The organism is Streptacidiphilus jeojiensis (genome assembly GCF_042510965.1).
Taxonomy (GTDB): Bacteria; Actinomycetota; Actinomycetes; order Streptomycetales; family Streptomycetaceae; genus Streptacidiphilus; species Streptacidiphilus jeojiensis.
The window spans coordinates 577,527-596,745 of sequence record NZ_JBEUKS010000004.1; the positions used below are offsets into that span (position 1 = coordinate 577,527).

A 19,219-nucleotide genomic window follows, 5' to 3' on the forward strand; every position below is an offset into this window, starting at 1 on the left:
GAGCCCGGGAGCGGGACATCCGAGGAGGTAGTCATGACGGCGTTGGTGCTGGTGTCGGGCAGCCATGTGGGCGGGTGGGTGTGGCGCGAGGTCGCCGCCCGGTTGCGGGAGTCGGGGGCGGAGGTGTTCCCGGCCACGCTCACCGGGCTGGGGGACCGCCGGCACCTGGCCGGTCCCGGCACCGACCTGGACACCCACATCGAGGACCTGGTGCAGCTGATCGACCACGTGGACGCCCCGGACCTGGTGCTGGTCGGCCATGACACCGGCATCCACGCGGTGCTGGGCGCCGCCGACCGGCGCCCGGAGCGGATCACCAGGGTGGTCCACCTGGACGCCGGTCTGCCGCTGGACGGGGAGTCGGTGCTGGACCTGGTGCCGGACCAGGCGGTGCGGGAGCGGATGCTGCGGCAGGCGGGGGAGAGCGGCGCCGGCTGGCGGGTGCCGGCGCCGACCCGGGAGGAGTGGGCGCTGCGCGGCAGCACCGACGGCGTCCCCGAGGAGGCGCTGGACCGGCTGACCCGGCTGGCCGCGCCGCAGCCGGTGGGCACGCTGACCCAGCCGCTCCGGCTCACCGGGGCCGGTGCCAAGCTGCCCACCAGCGGCATCCTCTGCACCGCCAACGGTTCCAGCATCGCCCTGGTGGAGACGGTGCTGTGGTTCGGCGACCCGCGCTTCCAGGGGCTGACCGACCCCCGGGTGGGCTTCTTCGAACTCGCCACCGGCCACTGGCCGATGCTCTCCTGCCCGGACGAACTGGCCGCCGTCCTGCTCGGGGCCGCGGCGGGGGAGGGCCGGCGGCTGGCCCCGGCCGCCGCCGATGGCCCGGCCCGGTCGGGCCGCTTCCTGCTGGACCCGCCGGAGGGAGCGCATACGCGGGAGCGGGTCGGCCGGGTCGACCTGCATCTGCCCGGTGACCTCGCCGACGGCGACGACTCCCGTCCCGCCGTGGTGTTCGTCCACGGCGGACCGATCTCCCCCGAACTGCGGCCCACGCCAAGGGACTCGGAGACCTTCCTCGGCTACGCCCGGCAGACCGCGGCTCTGGGGGCGGTCGCCGTGACGCTGGACCACCGGCTGTACGGCCTCGGCGACTACGGGCGGGCCGCCGAGGACGTCGCCGAGGCGGTGGAGCTGGTGCGGGCCGATCCGCGGGTCGACGGCGAGCGCATCGCGCTGTGGTTCTTCTCCGGCGGCGGGCTGCTGTCGGCGGACTGGCTGGCGGCGCCGCCGGCCTGGCTGCGGTGCGTGGCGGCGAGCTATCCGATCCTGGCGCCGCTGCCGGCCTGGGGGCTGTCCGAGTCCCGGTTCCGCCCGGCGGCCACGGTGCGCGGGGCCGGCCGGCTGCCGATCGTGCTGACCCGGGTGGAGCTGGAGCAGCCGGGGATCGCGGCCACGGTCGCCGAGTTCCTGGCCGCGGCGGAGGACGTCGGCGCCGCCGTGGAGGTGGTGGACGTGCCGCTGGGGCACCACGGGTTCGAGACCATCGACCACACCGGGCCGGCCCGGGAGGCGGTGCACCGGGCGCTCGGCTCGGTCCTGGCCCGTCTGCGGGCCTGAACGACGACGGAGTCGGTTCAAGGCCCCTGGTCCAGCACACCGGTCAGGGTCGGTGACCCGGTCGCGGCGTCCACCGAGGAGTGGGTGACGGTGCCGTCGGGGTTCCGGCTGAGAAGCTGCTCGGCCGCTCCGGTCGGGCAGCCGGCCGGGCTCCCGGGCAGCGGGCTGCTGCGGAAGGTGAGCTGGTGGGAGTCGGCGCTGAGCAGCGTCCAGGCCGTCGGGCAGGGGGCCTGCGGTCCGGTCGCGGCGGTGTCCAGGGCCAGCGCGGTGGTGGACGCGCCGCCGACCGGTCCGGGCCGTACGGTGACCGCGTCCTCCCAGGCGCGGAATCCGTCGGCGTCGGCCAGGGTCCCCGACCAGGTGCCGAGGAAGCCGGCCGGGACGGCGTCCGCCGACGAGCCGGCCACGGTGCGGGCCGGCGCGGGGGCTGCGGGCGGCACCAGCCGGGCCGGTGCGGAGGGCACGGCCGCCGGGGTCGGGCCCGGCAGGCCGCCGACGATACCGACCCGCTGCCCGCGGGTGATCAGCATGGCGACCCCGATCGCCATCACCGTGAACACGGTCGCGATGATGACGATCCCACCGTCACGCACCCGGGCCCGCTCCGCCATCACCCGTCGACCTCCCACGACCGCGGGACGCCGAGCCCGCGTCCGCTCCAGCGTCCCGCCGCGGACGGCGGATCGCCAGAGTCGGGTGACGGTTGGTCAGGTGCCGGCGGGTCAGGTGTCGCCGGATCAGATGTCGCGGAAGACCTCGATCTGGGCGCCGACGGAGTTGAGCCGGGCGGCCAGGTCCTCGTAGCCGCGGTTGATGACGTAGACGTTGCGCAGCACCGAGGTCCCCTCGGCGGCCAGCATGGCCAGCAGCAGCACCATGGCCGGGCGCAGTGCCGGCGGGCACATCATCTCGGCGGCGCGCCACCGGGTGGGGCCCTCGACCAGCACCCGGTGCGGGTCCATCAGCTGGACGTGGGCGCCGACCCGGTTGAGCTCGGTCAGGTACACCGAGCGGTTCTCGTAGACCCAGTCGTGCACCAGGGTCGAACCGTGCGCGCAGGCCGCGATGGCAGCGAAGAAGGGCAGGTTGTCGATGTTGATGCCGGGGAACGGCATCGGGTGGATCTTGTCGACCGGCGCGGTCAGCTTGGAGGGGTGCACGGTGAGGTCGGTCAGCCGGGTGCGGCCGTTGTCGGCCGGGTACTCCGGGCTGCGGTCGCAGTCCAGGCCCATCTCGTCCAGGACGGCGAGCTCGATCTCGACGAACTCGATCGGCACCCGGCGGATGGTCAGCTCGGAGTTGGTGACCACCGCCGCGGTGAGCAGGCTCATGGCCTCGACCGGGTCCTCGGAGGGGGCGTAGTCGACGTCGGCGTCGATGGTGGCGCGGCCGTGCACGATCAGGGTGGTGGTGCCGATGCCCTCGACGTGCACGCCCAGGCGCTCCAGGAAGAAGCAGACGTCCTGGACCATGTAGTTGGCGCTGGCGTTGCGGATCACCGTGGTGCCGGGGTGGCGGGCGGCGGCGAGCAGCACGTTCTCGGTCACGGTGTCGCCGCGCTCGGTCAGCACGATGGCCCGCTGCGGCTCCACGTCGCGCTCCACGGTGGCCCGGTAGGTGCCGGTGGTGGCGCTGACGTGGAGGCCGAAGTGGCGCAGCGCCGACAGGTGCGGCTGGACCGTGCGGGTGCCCAGGTCGCAGCCGCCGGCGTAGGGGATCTCGAAGCGGTCGGCGCGGTGCAGCAGCGGGCCGAGGAACATCAGGATGCTGCGGGTGCGGCGGGCGGCGTCCTCGTCCATGGCGGAGAGGTCCAGGGTGGCCGGCGGGGTGATCTCCAGGTCGGTGCCGTCGTTGATCCAGCGGTGCCGCACCCCGATGCTGGCGAGGACCTCCAGCAGGCGGTAGACCTCCTCGATCCGGGCCGCGCCGCGCAGCGTGGTCCGGCCGGTGGTCAGCAGCGAGGCGCAGAGCAGTGCCACGCAGGCGTTCTTGCTGGTGCGGACGTCGATCGCGCCGGACAGCGTGCGCCCGCCGACGACCCGCAGGTTCATCGGGCCCGCGACGCCCAGCGAGACGATCTCGCTGTCGAGTGCTTCGCCGATCCGGGCGACCAGGTCCAGGCCGATGTTCTGGCCACCGGACTCGATCCGGGCCACGGCGCTCTGGGTGGTGCCGAGGGCGACGGCGAGCTGGGTCTGGGTCCAGCCCTTGTGCGTCCGGGCAGCACGGACGAGCTTGCCGATACGGGAGAGGTAGTCGTCGGTCACCGCCCGAACGTATCTCACTGATGCGATGCAGTGCATCTTCGCTGGTCGTACCGGGGACCGTTCGGGTGAATCCGGCCGGGAGGGTGAGCCCGGCCACCCGGCCCCGGTGTTGCGGCCCTGCCGTGGCCCTTGACCTGGACCACGCTGCGGCGGCGTGGTCCGGTGCCCGGAGCCGGGCGGTCCCCGGCGCGGATACGGGCGACGGCATGCGCGCCGGAAAGATACAGCAGGAGCGCGATGCTGTCGCCGCGAATCGGCCGCTTCCCGTCGAACCGGTACGCCCGGTGGCGGCTAGGGGCGCAGCACCAGCTTGCGGCCCGGCGAGGCCGCCTGGGCCGCCCAGACCTCGGTGACGTCGTCGAGCGGGTGGACCTCCAGGGCCAGGTCGAGGCGGCCCGCTGCGGCGTACCCGGCCGCCTCGGCGTAGGCGGCGGCGGACTGCTCCGGGGTGAGGGTGCCGCCGCTGAGGCCGAGCACCCTGAGCCTGGAGTGCCGCAGTGCGCCGGCGTCCACGGCCGCCTCGGCGCCGGCGACCTGGCCGACGTTGAGCAGTCGTCCGGTCGGGCGAAGCCCGGCCAGTGCGGCCTGGACGTAGGGGCCCCACAGCGGGTCGACCACCACGTCCACCGGTCCGCCGGCCTTCTCCAGGGCCGCGGCGAACCCGGCGGGGTCGCGGTCCAGCAGCACGGTGCCGTCGCAGAGGTCCGACAGGGCGGCGAGCCGTGCCTCGTCGCGTCCGGCGGCGATGACCCATTCGGCGCCCAGTACCCGGGCCAGGTGCACGAAGGCCTGGCCGAAGGCCCCGGTCGCACCGAGCACCAGCACCGATTCGCCGGGGCGCAACGCGGCCTCGTCCCGCAGGCCGATCAGGGCACTGATGCCGACCACCCCGACCGCGGCCGCCAGGTCGTCGTCGAGAGCGTCCGGGACCGGCAGGCAGGCCGCGTCGGGGGCGGTCAGGTACTCGGCCAGGGTGCCGTCGACGAAGCCGCCGGGCACCGAGACGCGGACCCGCGTGCCCGGTGCCAGGGTGTCGCTCTCGACCACGGTGCCCACGCCCTCGACCCCGGGGACGTGCGAGGGCTGCGGTCGGCCGGCCGGGTGGCCGCCGCCGGAGATGAGCAGATCGATCGGGTTGAGGGTCGCCGCCACCACTCGGACCAGGGCCGACCCCGGCGCCCGCCGCGGCTCGTCCCGCTCACCGACCACGGGCGCCTGTCCGAGCTCGGCCACTACTGCTGCGCGCATCACGTCACTGCCTTTCGGGCTTCCGGAGTTGAATGACCGACCGGTCAGTCACTCTAGCCACGGGCGGGACGAACGGTCAACGGGTCGTCAGGTCGTCCGGTCGTCCGGTCGACCGGTGGACCGCTGCGCTCCAGGTCACCCGTATCCTTCGTGGCATGACTGCTCGTGCCGCTGCGGCCCAGGAAACCCGAGCCGCGCTGCTGGACGCGGGCCTTGAGATAGCGGAGGAGCACGGGCTCTCCGGGATGAGCGTCAACCGGGTGGTGGCCGTGGCGGGGGTGGCCAAGGGCACCTTCTATGTGCACTTCCCGGACCGCGACGCCTTCCTGAGCGCGATGCACCAGCGATTCCACGAGCAGGCAGGCCGGGCGGTGACCGCGGCCATGGCCCAGCACCCGCCGGGCCGGGCCCGGATGCAGGCCGGGATGACCGCCTACTTCGAGGTCTGCCTGAGCAATCTGGGGGTCAAGGCACTGGTGCTGGAGGCCCGCAACACCCCCGGCGTCGCCGCGGACGTCGCCGCCCGCAACGACGCCTTCGCCGCCATGGCCGAACCGGACCTGCTGGCCATGGGCTGGTCCGACGCGCGCACGGCCGCAGGCCTGGTGGTCGCCATGTCCGCGGAGCTGTCCATGGCCGAGATGGCCACCGGACAGCGCGACGAGCGCGGCCGCGAGGTGCTGTGGGCGCTGCTGGCCCGGCTGGACCTGAACGCCTGAACACCCCTCTGCTCCACACCCCCTGACGGAGGCTCAACCCGAGGCGACGGCCGACAAGGCCCGGCGCTACGAGATGGACCGGAGCCGTCCCAGGGGCCGGTGGCGCAGTTGCTCGACGGCCCGGGCCGTCTGCTCGTCCGCGGGCAGGAAGACGATCAACTGCTGCTCGTCCGTGGGGAGGTCCAGCGTCTCCCGGTGCAACTGGAGCGCCGGCCCCGCCGGGTGGTTGAGCCGGAGCACACCGCGTTGCGGGACCACATGACGGTTGAGCCGGCGGGCGAAGTCGGGGCCGGCGACGGAGGCGAGCTCCGCGGTGAACCAGGCCGAACTCTCCACGGACGGACCGAGCCACAGGTCGAAGGCCTGCTGGTCGGCGATGTCGTCCCAGTCCGCGAAGAGCGCACGGGCGCGGGGATCGGTGAAGACATAGCGGGTGACATTGGGGACGTCGCCGTCGAGCAGCCCGGTGCCGCCGGTCACCGCCTCGAAGCCGCTGGTGCGGGCGAGGACGTCGCCGAGCCGGTTGGTGACGATGGCGATGCCCGGTTCGAGCAGCCGGAGCGTCTCCAGGACGGACGGCCGCACGTCCCGGCGCGGGGGTGCGGGCCGGGTGTGGCTGGGGCACTCGCCGGCGGTGATCTTCGCCAGGTAGCGCAGGTGGTTGCGCTCCGAGGCGTCGAGGCTGAGGGCGTCGGCGATCGCGTGCAGCACCGCTGCCGAGGGATTGCGGTCCCGGCCCTGCTCGATCCGGGTCAGGTACTCGACGCTCACGCCGGCGCGTGCGGCGAGGTCGAGCCGGCGCAGCCCCGGCGAGCGGCGGCGGCCGCGCTCAGGCAGCCCCAGCGACTCCGGCTGGATGCTGTCGCGCTTGGTCCGGATGAAGTCCCCCAACGGCGTACTGCTCATGGTCCGAGGATAGGGCGGTTCGGGCGGCCCGCGGCGGGCTCAGCATGGTCCTGCGGGGGCCAGCCTGGGCACGGCCTGGTTGCCCGCGCGGGGCGGCGCGATGGTGGTGGGCATGGAGAACGAGAACAAGCAGGAGAACCAGCCCAGTTCCGACCGGCCCAGGCTGCTGATCATCGTCGGGAGCGTCCGGGAGGGGCGCTTCGGCCCGACGGTGGCCTCGTGGGTCGCTGAGCAGGCCGAGGTCCACGGCGGCTTCCAGACGGAGGTCCTCGACCTGGCCGACATCGACATCCCGCTGGCGCTGCCCGCGACGTCGCCGAAGTACGCCGGGGACGCGTACCCCCGTCCGGCCGGAATGGCGGCGCTGACGTCGGCCCTGGACGCGGCGGACGCGTTCGTCGTGGTGACGCCGGAGTACAACCACAGCTATCCGGCGTCGTTGAAGGCGGCCATCGACTGGCACTTCACCCAGTGGACGGCCAAGCCGGTCGCCTTCGTCAGCTACGGCGGCGCGGCCGGCGGCCGGCACGCGGTGCTGCACCTGGAGAACGTGCTGACCGAACTGCACGCGGTGACCATCCGGGACGGTCTCACCTTCCCCAACTACTTCACCGCCTGGCAGGACGGCCGACCGCTCGACCCGGCGGCCCCCGGGTACGCCAAGACCGTGCTGGACCAGCTGGTCTGGTGGGCCGAAGCGCTCCGCACGGCGCGCGGGACGGCGCCCTATCCGGCCTGATGGGCTCCCGGCCTGATGGGCTCCCGGTCCCGGCCGGTCAGGACTGACCGGGGGTGACCAGTCCGCTCTCGTAGGCGAAGACCACGGCCTGGGCCCGGTCGCGCAGTGACAGTTTGTCAAGGATCCGGCTGACATGCGTCTTGACGGTCTGTTCGGCCAGGAACAGGTCCCCGGCGATCTCGCTGTTCGACCGGCCGCGGGCGACCAGGCCGAGCACCTCGGTCTCACGTGGGGTCAGCCCGTTCAGGCGGGTCGCGTCCCGGAGCGCGGGCGGGCGGCTGCGGACGAAGCCCTCGATCAGTCGGCGGGTGACCGATGGCGCGAGCAGGGCGTCGCCGGCCGCCACGATCCGGACCGCGGCGATCAGGTCGGCGGGCGGGGCGTCCTTGAGCAGGAAGCCGCTGGCGCCGGCGGCCAGGGCGGCGTACACGTAGTCGTCGATGTCGAAGGTGGTCAGCATCAGCACCCGGGGCCGGTGTTCGACACCGCGCGGCGGGTCCATCAACTGCCGGGTGGCCTCCAGGCCGTCCATGACCGGCATCCGAACGTCCATCAGCACGAGGTCGGGGCGCAGGCGGTGGGAGAGCTCCAGGCACTCCCGGCCGTCGGCCGCCTCGCCCACCACCTCGATGTCGGGCTGGGCGGCCAGCAGCGCGCCGAAGCCCGCACGGATCATGGCCTGGTCGTCGACGACCAGCACGCTGACGGTCATGGTGCTCCTGACTCTCGCAGTCCGCCTTCTCGCAGTCCGCCTTCTCGCAGTCCGCCTTCTTGCAGTTCGCTCTGTCGCAGTCCACGCAGCGGAAGGACGGCGCTCAGCCGGAAGCCGCCGCCGGGGAGCGGCCGGGCGTCCAGCTCACCGTCGAGCACGGCGACGCGCTCCCGCATCCCGACCAGGCCGTGGCCGCCGGCCCGCGGCTCCAATGGGGGCGCGGCACCGGTGGCACCGGAGTCGACCACCTCGATCCGCACCGCGCCGTCGCCCCGGTCTGTGGTGCCCCGATCCACGGTGACCCTGGCGTCTGCCCCGGGCGCGTGCCGCACCACATTGCTCAGCGCCTCCTGGACGATCCGGTAGACGGAAAGCCGTACCAGGGCCGGTAGTTCGGCGTCGTCCGGCAGCCCCTCGGCCAGCACCAGGCGGGCATCGACACCGGCCTGGCGGGTGGCCCGGACCAGCGCGGGGAGGTCGGACAGGCCCGGCTGCGGGGCGTTCTCCCCGTCCGGCGCGTCCTCGCTGCGCAGCACGTGCAGCAGCCGTCGCATCTCGGTCAGCGACCGTCGCGCCTCGGCGGCGATGGACGCGAACTCCTCGGCGGCGGCCGCGGGTACGTCCGGGATTCGGTACGGCGCGCTGTCGGCCTGGACCGTGATCAGCGACATGTGGTGCGCGACCACGTCGTGCAGTTCGCGGGCGATCCGGGCCCGCTCGGCCAGCAGGGTGGCCCGAGCCTGCTCGGCCTCGCCGAGCTGCTCGGCGGCGGCCAGCCGGGTCCGGGCCTCGCTCCGTCCGCGCAGGGCGTCGGCGGTGAGCGCGCCGACGGCGAGCAGCACGCCCATGGGGAGCAGCCCCAACCAGCCGTGTCCGGTCGGCACCAGCGCGAAGAGCACGGCGCCGACCGCGGTCACCTCCAGCCACATGGCGACCGTGGCGCGGCGCGAGGTCCGCAGGCCGACCGCGATGAACACCGGGGCCAGCGACAGCAGCGAGGTCACCGCCCACGGCCACGGCTCGGCGGCCGAGTGCGGGCGGGTCAGCGCGGCGGTCGCGGTCACCGCCGCCAGCTCGGTCCACCAGGCGGTGCGCGGTCGGCCGAGCGCCACGGCGAGCGGGGCGGCCCGGGCCAGGCTCAGCGCCAGCGACGGGGCGTAGTCGAAGTCGTAGTGCTGGACGAGATCGAGGGTGCCGCTGACCAGGACCAGAACGGCCAGCGCCCACAGTGTCCGCGGACCCCACCTGCCCGGACCCCACCTGCCCGGACCCCATCTGCCGGGACCCAGGCTGCCCGGACCCGGGCTCCCGCCCGGCGCGGCCTCCGCCGGCCGGCCCAGGTCGTCCCAGACCGCCCGCCGGACGAGCCCCGGCAGATCCCCGAGCCGCCCCCGCACGGTGTCGATCATCATCGTCCGCCACGATACCTCCGGACCGGGTCTCACAGCTGGTGGATCCAGGCGGTCATCAGGGCCACCCCGCCGACGCAGGCCAGCACCGTCAGCAGGACCGGTCCGAACCCGACCCGGCGTCCCCACATCCAGCCCGCCAGACGCGCGTGCAGCCGGTTCAGCAGCCACAGCACCAGCACCCCGCCGGCCGCACAGGGCAGCCCGATGCCGAAGTGGGCCAGCCAGGCGCCGCCTGCGGTCGGACCGCCCCACGAGTGGTCGTAGGGGCCGTGGTCCACCAGGCCGTAGCAGACGCCGCGCAGCACGAAGAGGATCTCGATCCCGACCGGGATCAGCGCCAGCAGCCCCAGCGGCACGGCCAACACCGCGTGCGCGAGCAGCCGCACCGGGCCGGGGCGCGGGCCTGACCCCTCCGTCAGTTCCGGCTGCTGCTCGGCGACCCGCGCCCACCAGGTCCGTGCCCGGTCCGCCCGTCCGACCGCGACCGCGGCAACCGTCCCGACGGCGATCGGCAGCAGCGCCGCGGCGTACCCGACCCGCCGCCCGAAGCGGCGTACGGACCGCTCAGGGGTGGCCTGCGACGGGGAAGTCCTGCGGCTGTTCCGTGCGGTGATGACTGCCATGGTCTGCTCCTCCACGCTCCGATCGGCCCCTTGCCGACGACCGGAAAGCTAGGAGCAGGACACCCTCGTCCACCTCACACCACGGTCCTGTTCCGACCCCCTACTCCGGTAGGGGGTACGCGGCGGCCGGACCGGTCAGGAATCGAGAAGTGCCGCGCGTCGGCCGCGGCTAACGTGACAGCCATGGACATCACCATTCACACCAGCTTCCTCCCCCACGACGACCCGGACGCGTCCGTGGCCTTCTACCGTGACACCCTCGGCTTCGAGGTCCGCAGCGACGTCGGCCAGGGCAAGATGCGCTGGATCACGGTCGGCCCCGTCGACCAGCCCAGCACGTCCATCCTGCTGGCGCCGGTCGGCGCCGACCCCGGGGTCACCGAGGACGAGCGGCGCACCATCCACGAGATGATGGCCAAGGGCACCTACGGCTGGATCCTGCTGGCCACCCGGGACCTCGACGGCACCTTCGAGAAGGTGCAGGCCGGCGACGCCGAGGTGGTCCAGGAACCGACCGAGCAGCCGTACGGCATCCGCGACTGCGCCTTCCGCGACCCGGCGGGCAACCTGGTCCGCATCCAGGAACTCCGCTGACCCGATACCGGAAGGAGCTCTCTCATGTGCCGTCCCGGATGGGCGCGCGCACGCACGGCGGCGCAGCACCTGGAGGACCTGGCGCGGCTGCGCCGGGTCCGTGACCGGATCGACCGGGAGTACGCGCAGCCGCTGGACGTCGAGGCGCTGGCCCGCGGCGCGTTCATGTCGGCGGGGCATCTCAGCCGTCAGTTCCGGTCGGCCTACGGGGAGTCGCCGTACAGCTATCTGATGACGCGTCGGATCGAGCGGGCGATGGCGCTGCTGCGCCGTGGCGACCTCAGTGTCACCGACGTCTGCTTCGCGGTGGGCTGCTCGTCGCTGGGCACCTTCAGCACCCGCTTCACCGAACTGGTCGGCATGCCCCCCAGCAGCTACCAGCGCCAGGCGGCGGACGCCACGGCCGGAATCCCGTCCTGCGTCGCGAAGCAGGTGACCAGACCGGTCCGGCACCGGGAGTCCCAGCCCACCGCCGCGGCCGCCGCAGAACTGCAACCAGCCTGATCGCGGAGCGTGCGATTAGGTACGGCGTGTTACACAGGAGGTAATCAAAGGGGCAGTTTTGCACCGACTCAATCTCGGAATCATGGCGCAGTCACGCAAGGAGAACGAGCACCGACTGCCGATCCACCCCGCGCATTTCGAGCGGATCGACGTCGATCTCCGGGCACATATCCACCTTGAGCAGGGATACGGCGAGTACTTCGGGGTCTCCGACGAGCAGCTGGCACCCCTGGTCGCCGGGTTCCTGCCACGGGCGCAGCTCATCGAGCGGTGCGAGGTCATTCTGTTGGCCAAACCGATGCTGGAGGACGTCGCCGAACTGCGGGACGGGCAAGTCCTGTGGGGCTGGCCGCACTGCGTCCAGGACGAGAAGGTCACCCAGACGGCCATCGACCGCCGGCTGACGCTCATCGCCTTCGAGGCGATGAACCACTGGACCACGGACGGTTCGTTCAACCTGCATGTCTTCCACAAGAACAACGAGCTGGCCGGGTACTCCTCGGTGCTGCACGCCCTGCAGCTACGGGGCTCGACCGGCGACTACGGCCGTCGGCTGCGCGCGGTCGTGATCGGCTTCGGCGCGACGGCCCGGGGGGCCGTGACGGCGCTGAACTCGCTGGGTGTGCACGACGTGGACGTGCTCACCGCGCGCGGTGTCACCGCGGTCAGCTCACCGATCCACTCGGCGCGCATCGTCCAGTTCGACCATGACGTGGCGGACGACACCGCCGACCCGCGCCGCAGCCACGCCCTCACCGAGGAGGGCCGGGTACCGCTGGCGGACTTCCTCGCCGGGCACGACATCATCGTCAACTGCGTCCTGCAGGACACCGGCGCGCCGCTGACGTTCCTGATCGACGAGGATCTGGCGATGCTGGCGCCGGGAACCCTGATCATCGACGTCTCCTGCGACGAGGGCATGGGTTTCAGCTGGGCCCGGCCGACCACCTTCACCGACCCGATGTTCACCGTCGGTGACCAGGTGCACTACTACGGTGTCGACCACAGCCCCTCCTACCTGTGGAACGCCGCCACCTGGGAGAACAGCGAAGCGCTGATCCCCTACCTGCGTGCGGTCCTCGACGGCCCCAGCAGCTGGGAGGCGGACGAGACCATCCGTCGTGCCATCGAGATCCAGGAAGGCACCATCCGGAACCGAGCGGTGCTGGCCTTCCAGCACCGCTCCCCGGACTACCCCCACGCCAGGGCGTCGTAGCCGCTTCCGGTGATGTGGTGCCCGGCCACGACGGCGGTCGGACGCCACGTCACCGGGGCTGGAAACCGTCGCATGACGCCTCGTCGGCGCGGGTAGGAAGCCTCGCACGGGTGTGTGCAAGGACGTCGGGGACGGCGGGGGTGAAGAGTGTCCAGGCACGGGGGTCCGCACCGCAGGATGCTGCTGCTCTGCGCCGCCCTCGCAGTGTGCGGCCTGGTCGCGGTCTGGTCCGCCCGGAGCGTGCCCGACTTCCGGGCCAACCTGCTGCTCAACCTGGCACCGGAGTTCCTGGGCGCGATCGTGACCGTGCTCATCATCCAGCCGTTCCTGACCCGGATCGAGGAGGAACGGGTACGCGAGCACATCCGGCTCGACTACCCGGCCTTCTGCGAGCAGGTCGCCTCGGCCACCGACGTCGTCTTCGTGCTCGACACCTTCTCCTACCTCTTCTCCGGCCGCACCGCGGACCGCTTCGTCCGGGCGGCGACGGCCGCGGTCGGCCGGGGCGCGGTGGTGCGGGTCCTGCTGCTGGACCCCGAGTCGCTCGCCGCCCGGCAGCGCTCCGCCGAGATCCGGGAGGACGTGCGCCGCGAGATCATGCGCAACCTGCGCGACCTGCACCGGCTCCAGGCCGGCCTGCCCGCCGGACGCCGGGACCAGTTCCAGGTGCGGCTCTACGCAGCGGCCCCCTCGATCCAGCTCTACCGCTGGGGCGAGCGGATGATGGTCAGCTTCTACCCGGTCGACCGACTCTCCGGGGAGGGGCAGCAGTTGGAGGTGCGCGTCTCCACCCCGCTCGGCTCGTTCGTCGCCGAGCGCTTCGCCGACCTGTGGGCCAACGCCCGCCCGATGGCGGAGGTGATGACGCAGCGTCTGGTGCTGCTGCACGACGAGGGCGGGCGCAGCGCGCTGCAACTGGAGTACGTCCGGCGCCAGGACGGCCACGTCTACATCAGCGACCAACGGGTCGTGGTCGAACTCGCCCGGCGGCGACCAAGACCGCCCCGGGCCCAGATCGACGGACGGGACGACGAGGTCTACGAGTTGGAACTGGTGGACGACGCGGACGAGTCGCTGCTGGCGTCGCTGGGCGCGGACTTCGAGGAGAAGTACGGAACGCCGGTCGACGACGTCTTCGTGAGGCTGCGGCCAGTGGGGCTATAGCGTTGCCACTGTGCCGACCTCGCGCGACCGTACCGGACCGACCTTCAAAGCGGTCACCATGCCGCAACTGGCCGGGCTGCTCGCCCGCGCCGGGCTCGATCCAGCGGATCAGCTCAGAGCACGTGCGGTCGCCACCGTGCTGCCCTTCCGCACCAACTCCTATGTGGTGGACGAGCTGATCGACTGGGACGCGGCCCCGGACGACCCGATCTACCGGCTGGTCTTCCCGCAGCCGGACATGCTCCCGGCCGCGGACGTCAATCGGATCGCCCGGCTGCTGAGCGGGGGCGCCACGCCCGGCGAACTGCAGGCCGCCGCGCACGCGGTCAGGATGCGGCTGAACCCGCACCCGGGCGAGCAACTGTCGCTGAACACCCCGCGGCTGAACGGCGAGCCGGTCCACGGGATGCAGCACAAGTACCCCGAGACGGTGCTGTTCTTCCCCCAGCAGGGCCAGACCTGCCACGCCTACTGCACCTACTGCTTCCGCTGGCCGCAGTTCGTGGGCGAGCCCGACCTGCGCATGGCCAGTAGCGACGCGGACACCCTGCGCGCCTACCTGCTGGCCCATCCGGAGGTCACCAGCGTCCTGATCACCGGTGGCGACCCGCTGATCATGAGCAGCGCGGTGCTGGCCCGCTATGTGGAGCCGCTGCTGGACGTGCCGCACCTGGAGTCGATCCGGATCGGCACCAAGGCGCTCTCCTACTGGCCGCACCGTGTGCTCACCGACCCGGACGCCGACGACCTGCTGCGGCTGTTCGAGCGGGTCGGGAGCAGCGGGCGCACGCTCGCCTTCATGGCCCACTACTCGCATCCGCGGGAGCTGGAGCCCGAGTCGGCCCGGCGGGCGGTGGACCGGATCCGCGGGACGGGGGCGGTGATCCGCGCCCAGGCGCCGCTGATCCGGGGGATCAACGACCGGGCCGAGGACTGGGCGGTGCTGTGGCGGCGCCTGGTCGCCCAGGGTGCGGTGCCCTACTACCTCTTCGTCGAGCGCGACACCGGTCCGCAGGACTACTTCGCGGTCCCGCTGGCCCGCGCCCACGAGATCTTCCGGGACGCGTACGCCCAGGTCTCCGGCCTCGCCCGGACGGTACGCGGGCCGATCATGTCGGCCACCCCGGGCAAGGTCCAGGTCGACGGCGTCGCCGAGGTCGCCGGCCAGCAGGCCTTCGTGCTGCACTACGTCCAGGCCCGCGACCCCGACCTGGTCGGCCGCCCCTTCTTCGCGGCCTACGACCCGTCGGCCCGCTGGCTCACCGAACTCAAGCCACTCCCTGGGGCGGGGCCGCTGCCGGGGGTGGACTAGGTCCAGCGGTTCAGCGACAGCACGGCGGGCCGCGCACGGTAGCTCGTGCGCGGCCCGCCCTGGTTCCTGGTCAGTACCCGAGGGCGCTCAGGAACGCTTTGGTGTATCCCAGCGGCGACGTGCTGGGGACGGAGTCGCAGGTGGGGGACGCGTACGTGTAGGAGCAGGGCGTGTCCCGGTCCAGCGACCAGAAGTGCAGCCCGGCCAGGCCGTTGCTGCTTGCGTACGACGACAGCGTGCTCACGTCCGCGGTGGTGAAGGTCTCACTGGTGGCGTCGTTCATGCCGATCATCGGCGTGACGGCGATCTTGCTCGCCGCGATTCCGTAGGTGTGTTCCAGGTTCTTCACCGCCTGGATCGCCGACTGCGCCATCTCGCAGCTGCCGGAGGTGACGACGCACACGCTGCTGGACGCGCTGCCGTAGTCCATGGTCATCAGGTTGATGACGTAGTTCGTCAGGCTGGAGCCCTTCACCGCCTGGACGACCTCGCTGCCGAGCGAGTTCACCCCGCCGTAGCTCCCGTCGGATGCGCCCAGCGTGGCGAGCGTGAAGGAGAACTGCAGCTTCGGGTACTGCGCCTGCGCCCCCGCCGCGGCGGCGACCAGGTTCTGGATGTCCGACTGGCTCTGGCCGCCCTCGATGTCGAAGTCGATGCCGACCAGGTTCGTGCTCGCGTAGCGGGCGATGAAGGAATCCATGCCGGCCGTCGAGGCACAGGTGAAGGACCCTGCCGCACCGCCGGTCGAGACGACGTAGTTCAGGTTGGCGGTGTGGAGTTGGGCCACGTTCTCCGTGGCGAAGTTGGCACCCGAGACACCTCCCCAGGTCTCGCTGCCGCAGGCGCCGGTGGCGAACGCGAGCGTGAGCGCGGGCAGCTTCGGGACGTACTGCGACACCAGGCTCCCGGAACCCACTACCGGCAGCACGGAGCCGGACGCGGCCGACTGCATCTGGTAGGTGTTCCAGTTCATGTTGATGGTGACGTCCTTGTACGGGCTGAAGAGCAGACCGCTCACCGAGCCCGTGCCGGTACCGGTCCCCCCGCCTCCTCCGCCGCCCCCGGTCGATCCGCCGGTACACGCGCCGTTGGACGTCCACGGCTGCCCGGAACCGGTACCACCGTTGTTGGTGGCCGGATCGTTGCCCTGGGTCCAGTAGTTGGCGGTGTACTCGACCCCGTTCTCGCTGGCCTGCTGGCCGGCGGTGTAGACGGTGGAGGAGCTCCACGCCGTCGCGCAGGTGACCGCCGCCTGCGCGGCGGGCGCCGAGACCACCGCGATGACCGATCCACCGATCGCCAGCCCGAAGGCCGAACCGGCTATGAGTGCTGAGTGAAGAATCCGTCTTCCGACCCGCATGAACCCTCCAAGGGGGAGAGGAGCTTGGCGATCGCACATCGCACCTTGTCAGTGGACCGACAAGGTGACTCACTTTGTACGGCCGGTGAACGGATTGGTCAAGACCACTCACCCAGATTGGTACAGACCAGAGTGAGAAGCTGCTTCGAACCCGGCCGAACTCGCAGGCCCTCACCGCGTGATCTGAGCCCATGTGCTAATCTGGTACATGGGCTAGGCTTGGTACATGTCCATGAAGCGCACGAATGTCTATGCCGACCCTGAGGATCTCGCCATCATCAAGGAGGCGGCCCGGCGTCGGGGGATAAGCGAGGCCGAGATCATTCGCCAGGGCATCCATCTGGCGGCCATGGCGAACCGGGTCTGGGACGAGCCGCTGTTCTCGCGCACCTTTGAAGGCTCCGGTCGCACTCCGACCAAGGAGGATGTGCGCAACGCTGTGGCTGATGCCGTTCGACGTGGGCCGGACTCCGGGACCGCCACGTGATCATTGTCGTCGCCGACACCTCCGGCCTGCTGGCCGCGCTCGACTCCACCCATCCCGAGCACGGTTCGGCCAATGAAGCGATCATGGCTGCCGGGCTCCTCGTCATGTCTCCACTCCTGCTCGCTGAGGTCGATCACGTGGCCACCCGTGAGCTCGGCCGCGAAGCGGCGATCAGCGCTGTCGACGACATTCGACGCTGGATGGGGAGAGGCCGCGTCGTCGTCCCTGAGATCACCGAGGACCATCTCGGCGCCGCCCAGTCCGTGCGGGCCCGTCACGCCGCGCTCAACCTCGACCTCGCCGACGCCGTGAACGTCGCCCTGGCATCCGACTACGACACCGATGCCGTCCTCACTCTCGACCGCCGTGACTTCCGCGCCCTGCGCCCTCTCAGCCGCCACAAGGCGTTCCGGCTCCTGCCCGACGACCTTCCGCTCTGATGCACGGTCCGAGCAGGTCCAATGCGGGCCGGCGAGAAGGAAATTGAGACGAAAACGCAGATGGCCCGCACCGACGAACGGTGCGGGCCATCTGACCTGCGGAGGATACGAGATTCGAACTCGTGAGGGGTTGCCCCCAACACGCTTTCCAAGCGTGCGCCCTAGGCCACTAGGCGAATCCTCCGTGGGAGAGCTTACTAGATGTTTGGGGGTGCTCGTGCACACGTTTCGCTGGGCTGACCTGGGGATCGGTCGTGGGGGGTGGCGGGGGAGGGGGTGGTCACGGGGTGGGGTGGGGATCCGCTAGGCTGTTGGTCAGCCCCTCGTGTGGCGCTATCTCGCTGAACCCCCCCAGGGCCGGAAGGCAGCAAGGGTAAGTGGGCTCTGGCGGGTGCACGGGGGGTCCTGTCGTTCCCCGGGGCTGCGCACGGGTGCCCCCGCTGGGACGGATGGCGTCCGTATGTCAGTGGGGACCGTTATGGTCAGTGACGTGTCGCTCGCTCTCTATCGCCGCTATCGCCCCGAGACCTTCGCCGAGGTCATCGGTCAGGAGCACGTCACCGGTCCGCTCCAGCAGGCGCTGCGCAACAACCGGGTCAATCACGCGTACCTGTTCAGCGGTCCCCGCGGCTGCGGCAAGACGACCAGTGCGCGCATTCTCGCGCGCTGTCTGAACTGCGAGCAGGGGCCGACGCCCACCCCGTGCGGGGTGTGCCAGTCCTGTACTGACCTGGCCCGCGGCGGGCCCGGGTCGATCGACGTCATCGAGATCGACGCCGCCTCACACGGTGGTGTCGACGACACCCGTGACCTGCGGGAGAAGGCGTTCTTCGCGCCCGCCTCCAGCCGCTACAAGATCTACATCATCGACGAGGCCCACATGGTCTCGACGGCCGGCTTCAACGCGCTGCTGAAGGTGGTGGAGGAGCCGCCGGAGCACCTCAAGTTCATCTTCGCCACCACCGAGCCCGAGAAGGTCATCGGGACGATCCGCTCGCGGACCCACCACTACCCCTTTCGGCTGGTTCCGCCGGGGACCCTGCGCGACTACCTGGCCGAGGTCTGCGGCCGGGAGGAGATCCGGGTCGAGGACACCGTGTACCCGCTGGTGGTCCGCGCCGGCGCCGGCTCGGTGCGCGACTCGATGTCCGTGATGGACCAACTGCTGGCCGGCGCCGCTGACCAGGGTGTGACCTACGCCATGGCGACCTCGCTGCTCGGCTACACCGACGCCGGGCTGCTGGACGAGGTGGTGGACGCCTTCGCCGCGCAGGACGGCGCGACGGTGTTCGGCATCGTGGACCGGGTCATCGAGGGCGGCCACGACCCGCGCCGCTTCGTCGCCGACCTGCTGGAGCGGCTGCGTGACCTGGTGATCCTCTCCGCCGTGCCGGACGCGGGGGAGAAGGGCATCATCGACGCGCCCGCCGACCGGATCGCGCTGATGGAGCAGCAGGCCGCGAAGTTCGGCCCCGCCGAGCTCAGCCGTGCCGCCGACATCGTGAACACCGGACTGACCGAGATGCGGGGGGCGACATCGCCCCGGTTGCAGCTCGAACTGATCTGCGCCCGGGTGATGCTGCCCGGTGCCTACGACGACGAGCGGTCCACCCAGGCCCGGTTGGACCGGCTGGAGCGGCGTGGGGCCTTCGCGGGTGGGCACGAGGTGACGGCTCCGCCGGTGACGATCGCGTCCGCCCCGGCGCCGGTGCTGGAGGCGGCGCCGGTTAGGCATCAGCCGCTGCAGCAGCAGGCACCTGCTGCGCCGGCGCAGGCCGCAGCGCCTGCACCGTCGGCTCCCGCTTCGGCTTCTGCTTCCGCTCCCGCGCCTGCCCAGCAGCCCGCAGCGGCACCGGTGCAGGGGGGCGGCGCGCCGCGCGGGGCCTGGCCGGTGCCGCGCAGCGTCCCCGCGGCGGGGGGCGCGCCCGCGGCGGACTCCGCTCCGCCAACGGCGCC

At 71.9% G+C, this 19,219-nt stretch carries 19 protein-coding genes, 1 tRNA gene and 1 other RNA gene; 12 read left to right on the forward strand and 9 right to left on the reverse strand.

Going from position 1 to position 19,219, the window contains the following annotated elements; genetic code table 11:
* Positions 1 to 33 precede the first annotated feature (33 nt).
* Positions 34 to 1,560 carry an alpha/beta hydrolase gene (locus ABUW04_RS14840; protein ID WP_380564989.1) on the forward strand — a complete coding sequence of 509 codons (1,527 nt, stop codon included), beginning with the start codon at positions 34 to 36 and terminating at the stop codon, positions 1,558 to 1,560.
* 17 nt (positions 1,561 to 1,577) lie between these two features.
* On the opposite strand, the gene ABUW04_RS14845 is transcribed toward ABUW04_RS14840, so the two are convergent.
* From ABUW04_RS14845 to ABUW04_RS14855, 3 genes are all read right to left on the reverse strand, one after another.
* A complete protein-coding gene (locus tag ABUW04_RS14845) occupies positions 1,578 to 2,171 on the reverse strand; it encodes a hypothetical protein (protein ID WP_380564990.1) in 594 nt (197 codons plus the stop codon).
* Positions 2,172 to 2,297: 126 nt separating this feature from the next.
* A complete protein-coding gene (locus tag ABUW04_RS14850; RefSeq protein ID WP_030253781.1) occupies positions 2,298 to 3,827 on the reverse strand; it encodes a UDP-N-acetylglucosamine 1-carboxyvinyltransferase in 1,530 nt (509 codons plus the stop codon).
* Positions 3,828 to 4,118: 291 nt separating this feature from the next.
* A complete protein-coding gene (locus ABUW04_RS14855) occupies positions 4,119 to 5,075 on the reverse strand; it encodes a quinone oxidoreductase family protein (RefSeq protein ID WP_380564992.1) in 957 nt (318 codons plus the stop codon).
* A gap of 155 nt (positions 5,076 to 5,230) precedes the next feature.
* Between ABUW04_RS14855 and ABUW04_RS14860 the strand changes: the two genes are divergently transcribed.
* Positions 5,231 to 5,794 carry a TetR/AcrR family transcriptional regulator gene (locus tag ABUW04_RS14860; RefSeq protein ID WP_380564994.1) on the forward strand — a complete coding sequence of 188 codons (564 nt, stop codon included), beginning with the start codon at positions 5,231 to 5,233 and terminating at the stop codon, positions 5,792 to 5,794.
* Between the two features lie 66 nt (positions 5,795 to 5,860).
* On the opposite strand, the gene ABUW04_RS14865 is transcribed toward ABUW04_RS14860, so the two are convergent.
* Positions 5,861 to 6,700 carry a helix-turn-helix domain-containing protein gene (locus ABUW04_RS14865; protein WP_380564996.1) on the reverse strand — a complete coding sequence of 280 codons (840 nt, stop codon included), beginning with the start codon at positions 6,698 to 6,700 and terminating at the stop codon, positions 5,861 to 5,863.
* 112 nt (positions 6,701 to 6,812) lie between these two features.
* On the opposite strand from ABUW04_RS14865, the gene ABUW04_RS14870 reads away from it, so the two are divergent.
* Complete coding sequence (locus tag ABUW04_RS14870) at positions 6,813 to 7,439, forward strand: NADPH-dependent FMN reductase (RefSeq protein ID WP_380564998.1); 627 nt, start codon at positions 6,813 to 6,815, stop codon at positions 7,437 to 7,439.
* Between the two features lie 37 nt (positions 7,440 to 7,476).
* Here the strand turns inward: ABUW04_RS14870 and ABUW04_RS14875 are convergent, their stop codons facing one another.
* From ABUW04_RS14875 to ABUW04_RS14885, 3 genes are read right to left on the reverse strand one after another with little or no spacing between them, the layout of a single operon-like run.
* Complete coding sequence (locus tag ABUW04_RS14875; protein WP_030253786.1) at positions 7,477 to 8,151, reverse strand: response regulator; 675 nt, start codon at positions 8,149 to 8,151, stop codon at positions 7,477 to 7,479.
* Positions 8,148 to 9,563, reverse strand: a complete 1,416-nt coding sequence (locus ABUW04_RS14880; protein ID WP_380564999.1) for a sensor histidine kinase — start codon at positions 9,561 to 9,563, stop codon at positions 8,148 to 8,150. Before ABUW04_RS14880 ends, ABUW04_RS14875 begins: the two co-directional genes overlap by 4 nt.
* A 29-nt stretch (positions 9,564 to 9,592) precedes the next feature.
* Entirely contained in the window at positions 9,593 to 10,186 is a 594-nt protein-coding gene (locus ABUW04_RS14885) for a hypothetical protein (protein ID WP_380565001.1), read from the reverse strand.
* A 183-nt stretch (positions 10,187 to 10,369) separates the two neighbouring features.
* Between ABUW04_RS14885 and ABUW04_RS14890 the strand changes: the two genes are divergently transcribed.
* From ABUW04_RS14890 to ABUW04_RS14910, 5 genes are all read left to right on the forward strand, one after another.
* The gene (locus ABUW04_RS14890; RefSeq protein WP_030253791.1) at positions 10,370 to 10,780 is read left to right on the forward strand and encodes a VOC family protein; all 411 of its coding nucleotides are present in this window, start codon (positions 10,370 to 10,372) and stop codon (positions 10,778 to 10,780) included.
* Positions 10,781 to 10,804: 24 nt separating this feature from the next.
* A complete protein-coding gene (locus ABUW04_RS14895) occupies positions 10,805 to 11,284 on the forward strand; it encodes a helix-turn-helix transcriptional regulator (protein ID WP_380565003.1) in 480 nt (159 codons plus the stop codon).
* Positions 11,285 to 11,342: 58 nt separating this feature from the next.
* Positions 11,343 to 12,500, forward strand: coding sequence for a N(5)-(carboxyethyl)ornithine synthase (locus tag ABUW04_RS14900; RefSeq protein ID WP_380565004.1), 1,158 nt, complete (start codon positions 11,343 to 11,345; stop codon positions 12,498 to 12,500).
* A 147-nt stretch (positions 12,501 to 12,647) separates the two neighbouring features.
* Positions 12,648 to 13,664 carry a hypothetical protein gene (locus ABUW04_RS14905; RefSeq protein WP_157623720.1) on the forward strand — a complete coding sequence of 339 codons (1,017 nt, stop codon included), beginning with the start codon at positions 12,648 to 12,650 and terminating at the stop codon, positions 13,662 to 13,664.
* A 10-nt stretch (positions 13,665 to 13,674) separates the two neighbouring features.
* Positions 13,675 to 14,976 (forward strand): KamA family radical SAM protein, encoded by a 1,302-nt coding sequence (locus ABUW04_RS14910; protein WP_380565006.1) that lies wholly within the window; start codon positions 13,675 to 13,677, stop codon positions 14,974 to 14,976.
* Between the two features lie 70 nt (positions 14,977 to 15,046).
* Here ABUW04_RS14910 and ABUW04_RS14915 read toward each other — a convergent pair whose 3' ends face one another.
* A complete protein-coding gene (locus ABUW04_RS14915; RefSeq protein WP_380565008.1) occupies positions 15,047 to 16,336 on the reverse strand; it encodes a carbohydrate-binding protein in 1,290 nt (429 codons plus the stop codon).
* Positions 16,337 to 16,562: 226 nt separating this feature from the next.
* Between ABUW04_RS14915 and ABUW04_RS14920 the strand changes: the two genes are divergently transcribed.
* On the forward strand, positions 16,563 to 16,823 hold the full coding sequence (locus ABUW04_RS14920) for a ribbon-helix-helix domain-containing protein (protein WP_380565010.1): 261 nt from the start codon (positions 16,563 to 16,565) through the stop codon (positions 16,821 to 16,823).
* A complete protein-coding gene (locus ABUW04_RS14925; protein WP_380565012.1) occupies positions 16,820 to 17,263 on the forward strand; it encodes a type II toxin-antitoxin system VapC family toxin in 444 nt (147 codons plus the stop codon). Before ABUW04_RS14920 ends, ABUW04_RS14925 begins: the two co-directional genes overlap by 4 nt.
* Positions 17,264 to 17,362: 99 nt before the next feature.
* Here the strand turns inward: ABUW04_RS14925 and ABUW04_RS14930 are convergent.
* Positions 17,363 to 17,447, reverse strand: a tRNA-Ser gene (locus ABUW04_RS14930).
* Between the two features lie 130 nt (positions 17,448 to 17,577).
* Between ABUW04_RS14930 and ffs the strand changes: the two genes are divergently transcribed.
* Together ffs and ABUW04_RS14940 are read left to right on the forward strand one after the other, a co-directional pair.
* Positions 17,578 to 17,676, forward strand: an RNA gene (gene ffs / locus ABUW04_RS14935) — signal recognition particle sRNA small type.
* A 77-nt stretch (positions 17,677 to 17,753) separates the two neighbouring features.
* The coding region (locus ABUW04_RS14940; RefSeq protein WP_380565014.1) for a DNA polymerase III subunit gamma and tau at positions 17,754 to 19,219 on the forward strand (1,466 nt) is incomplete at its 3' end.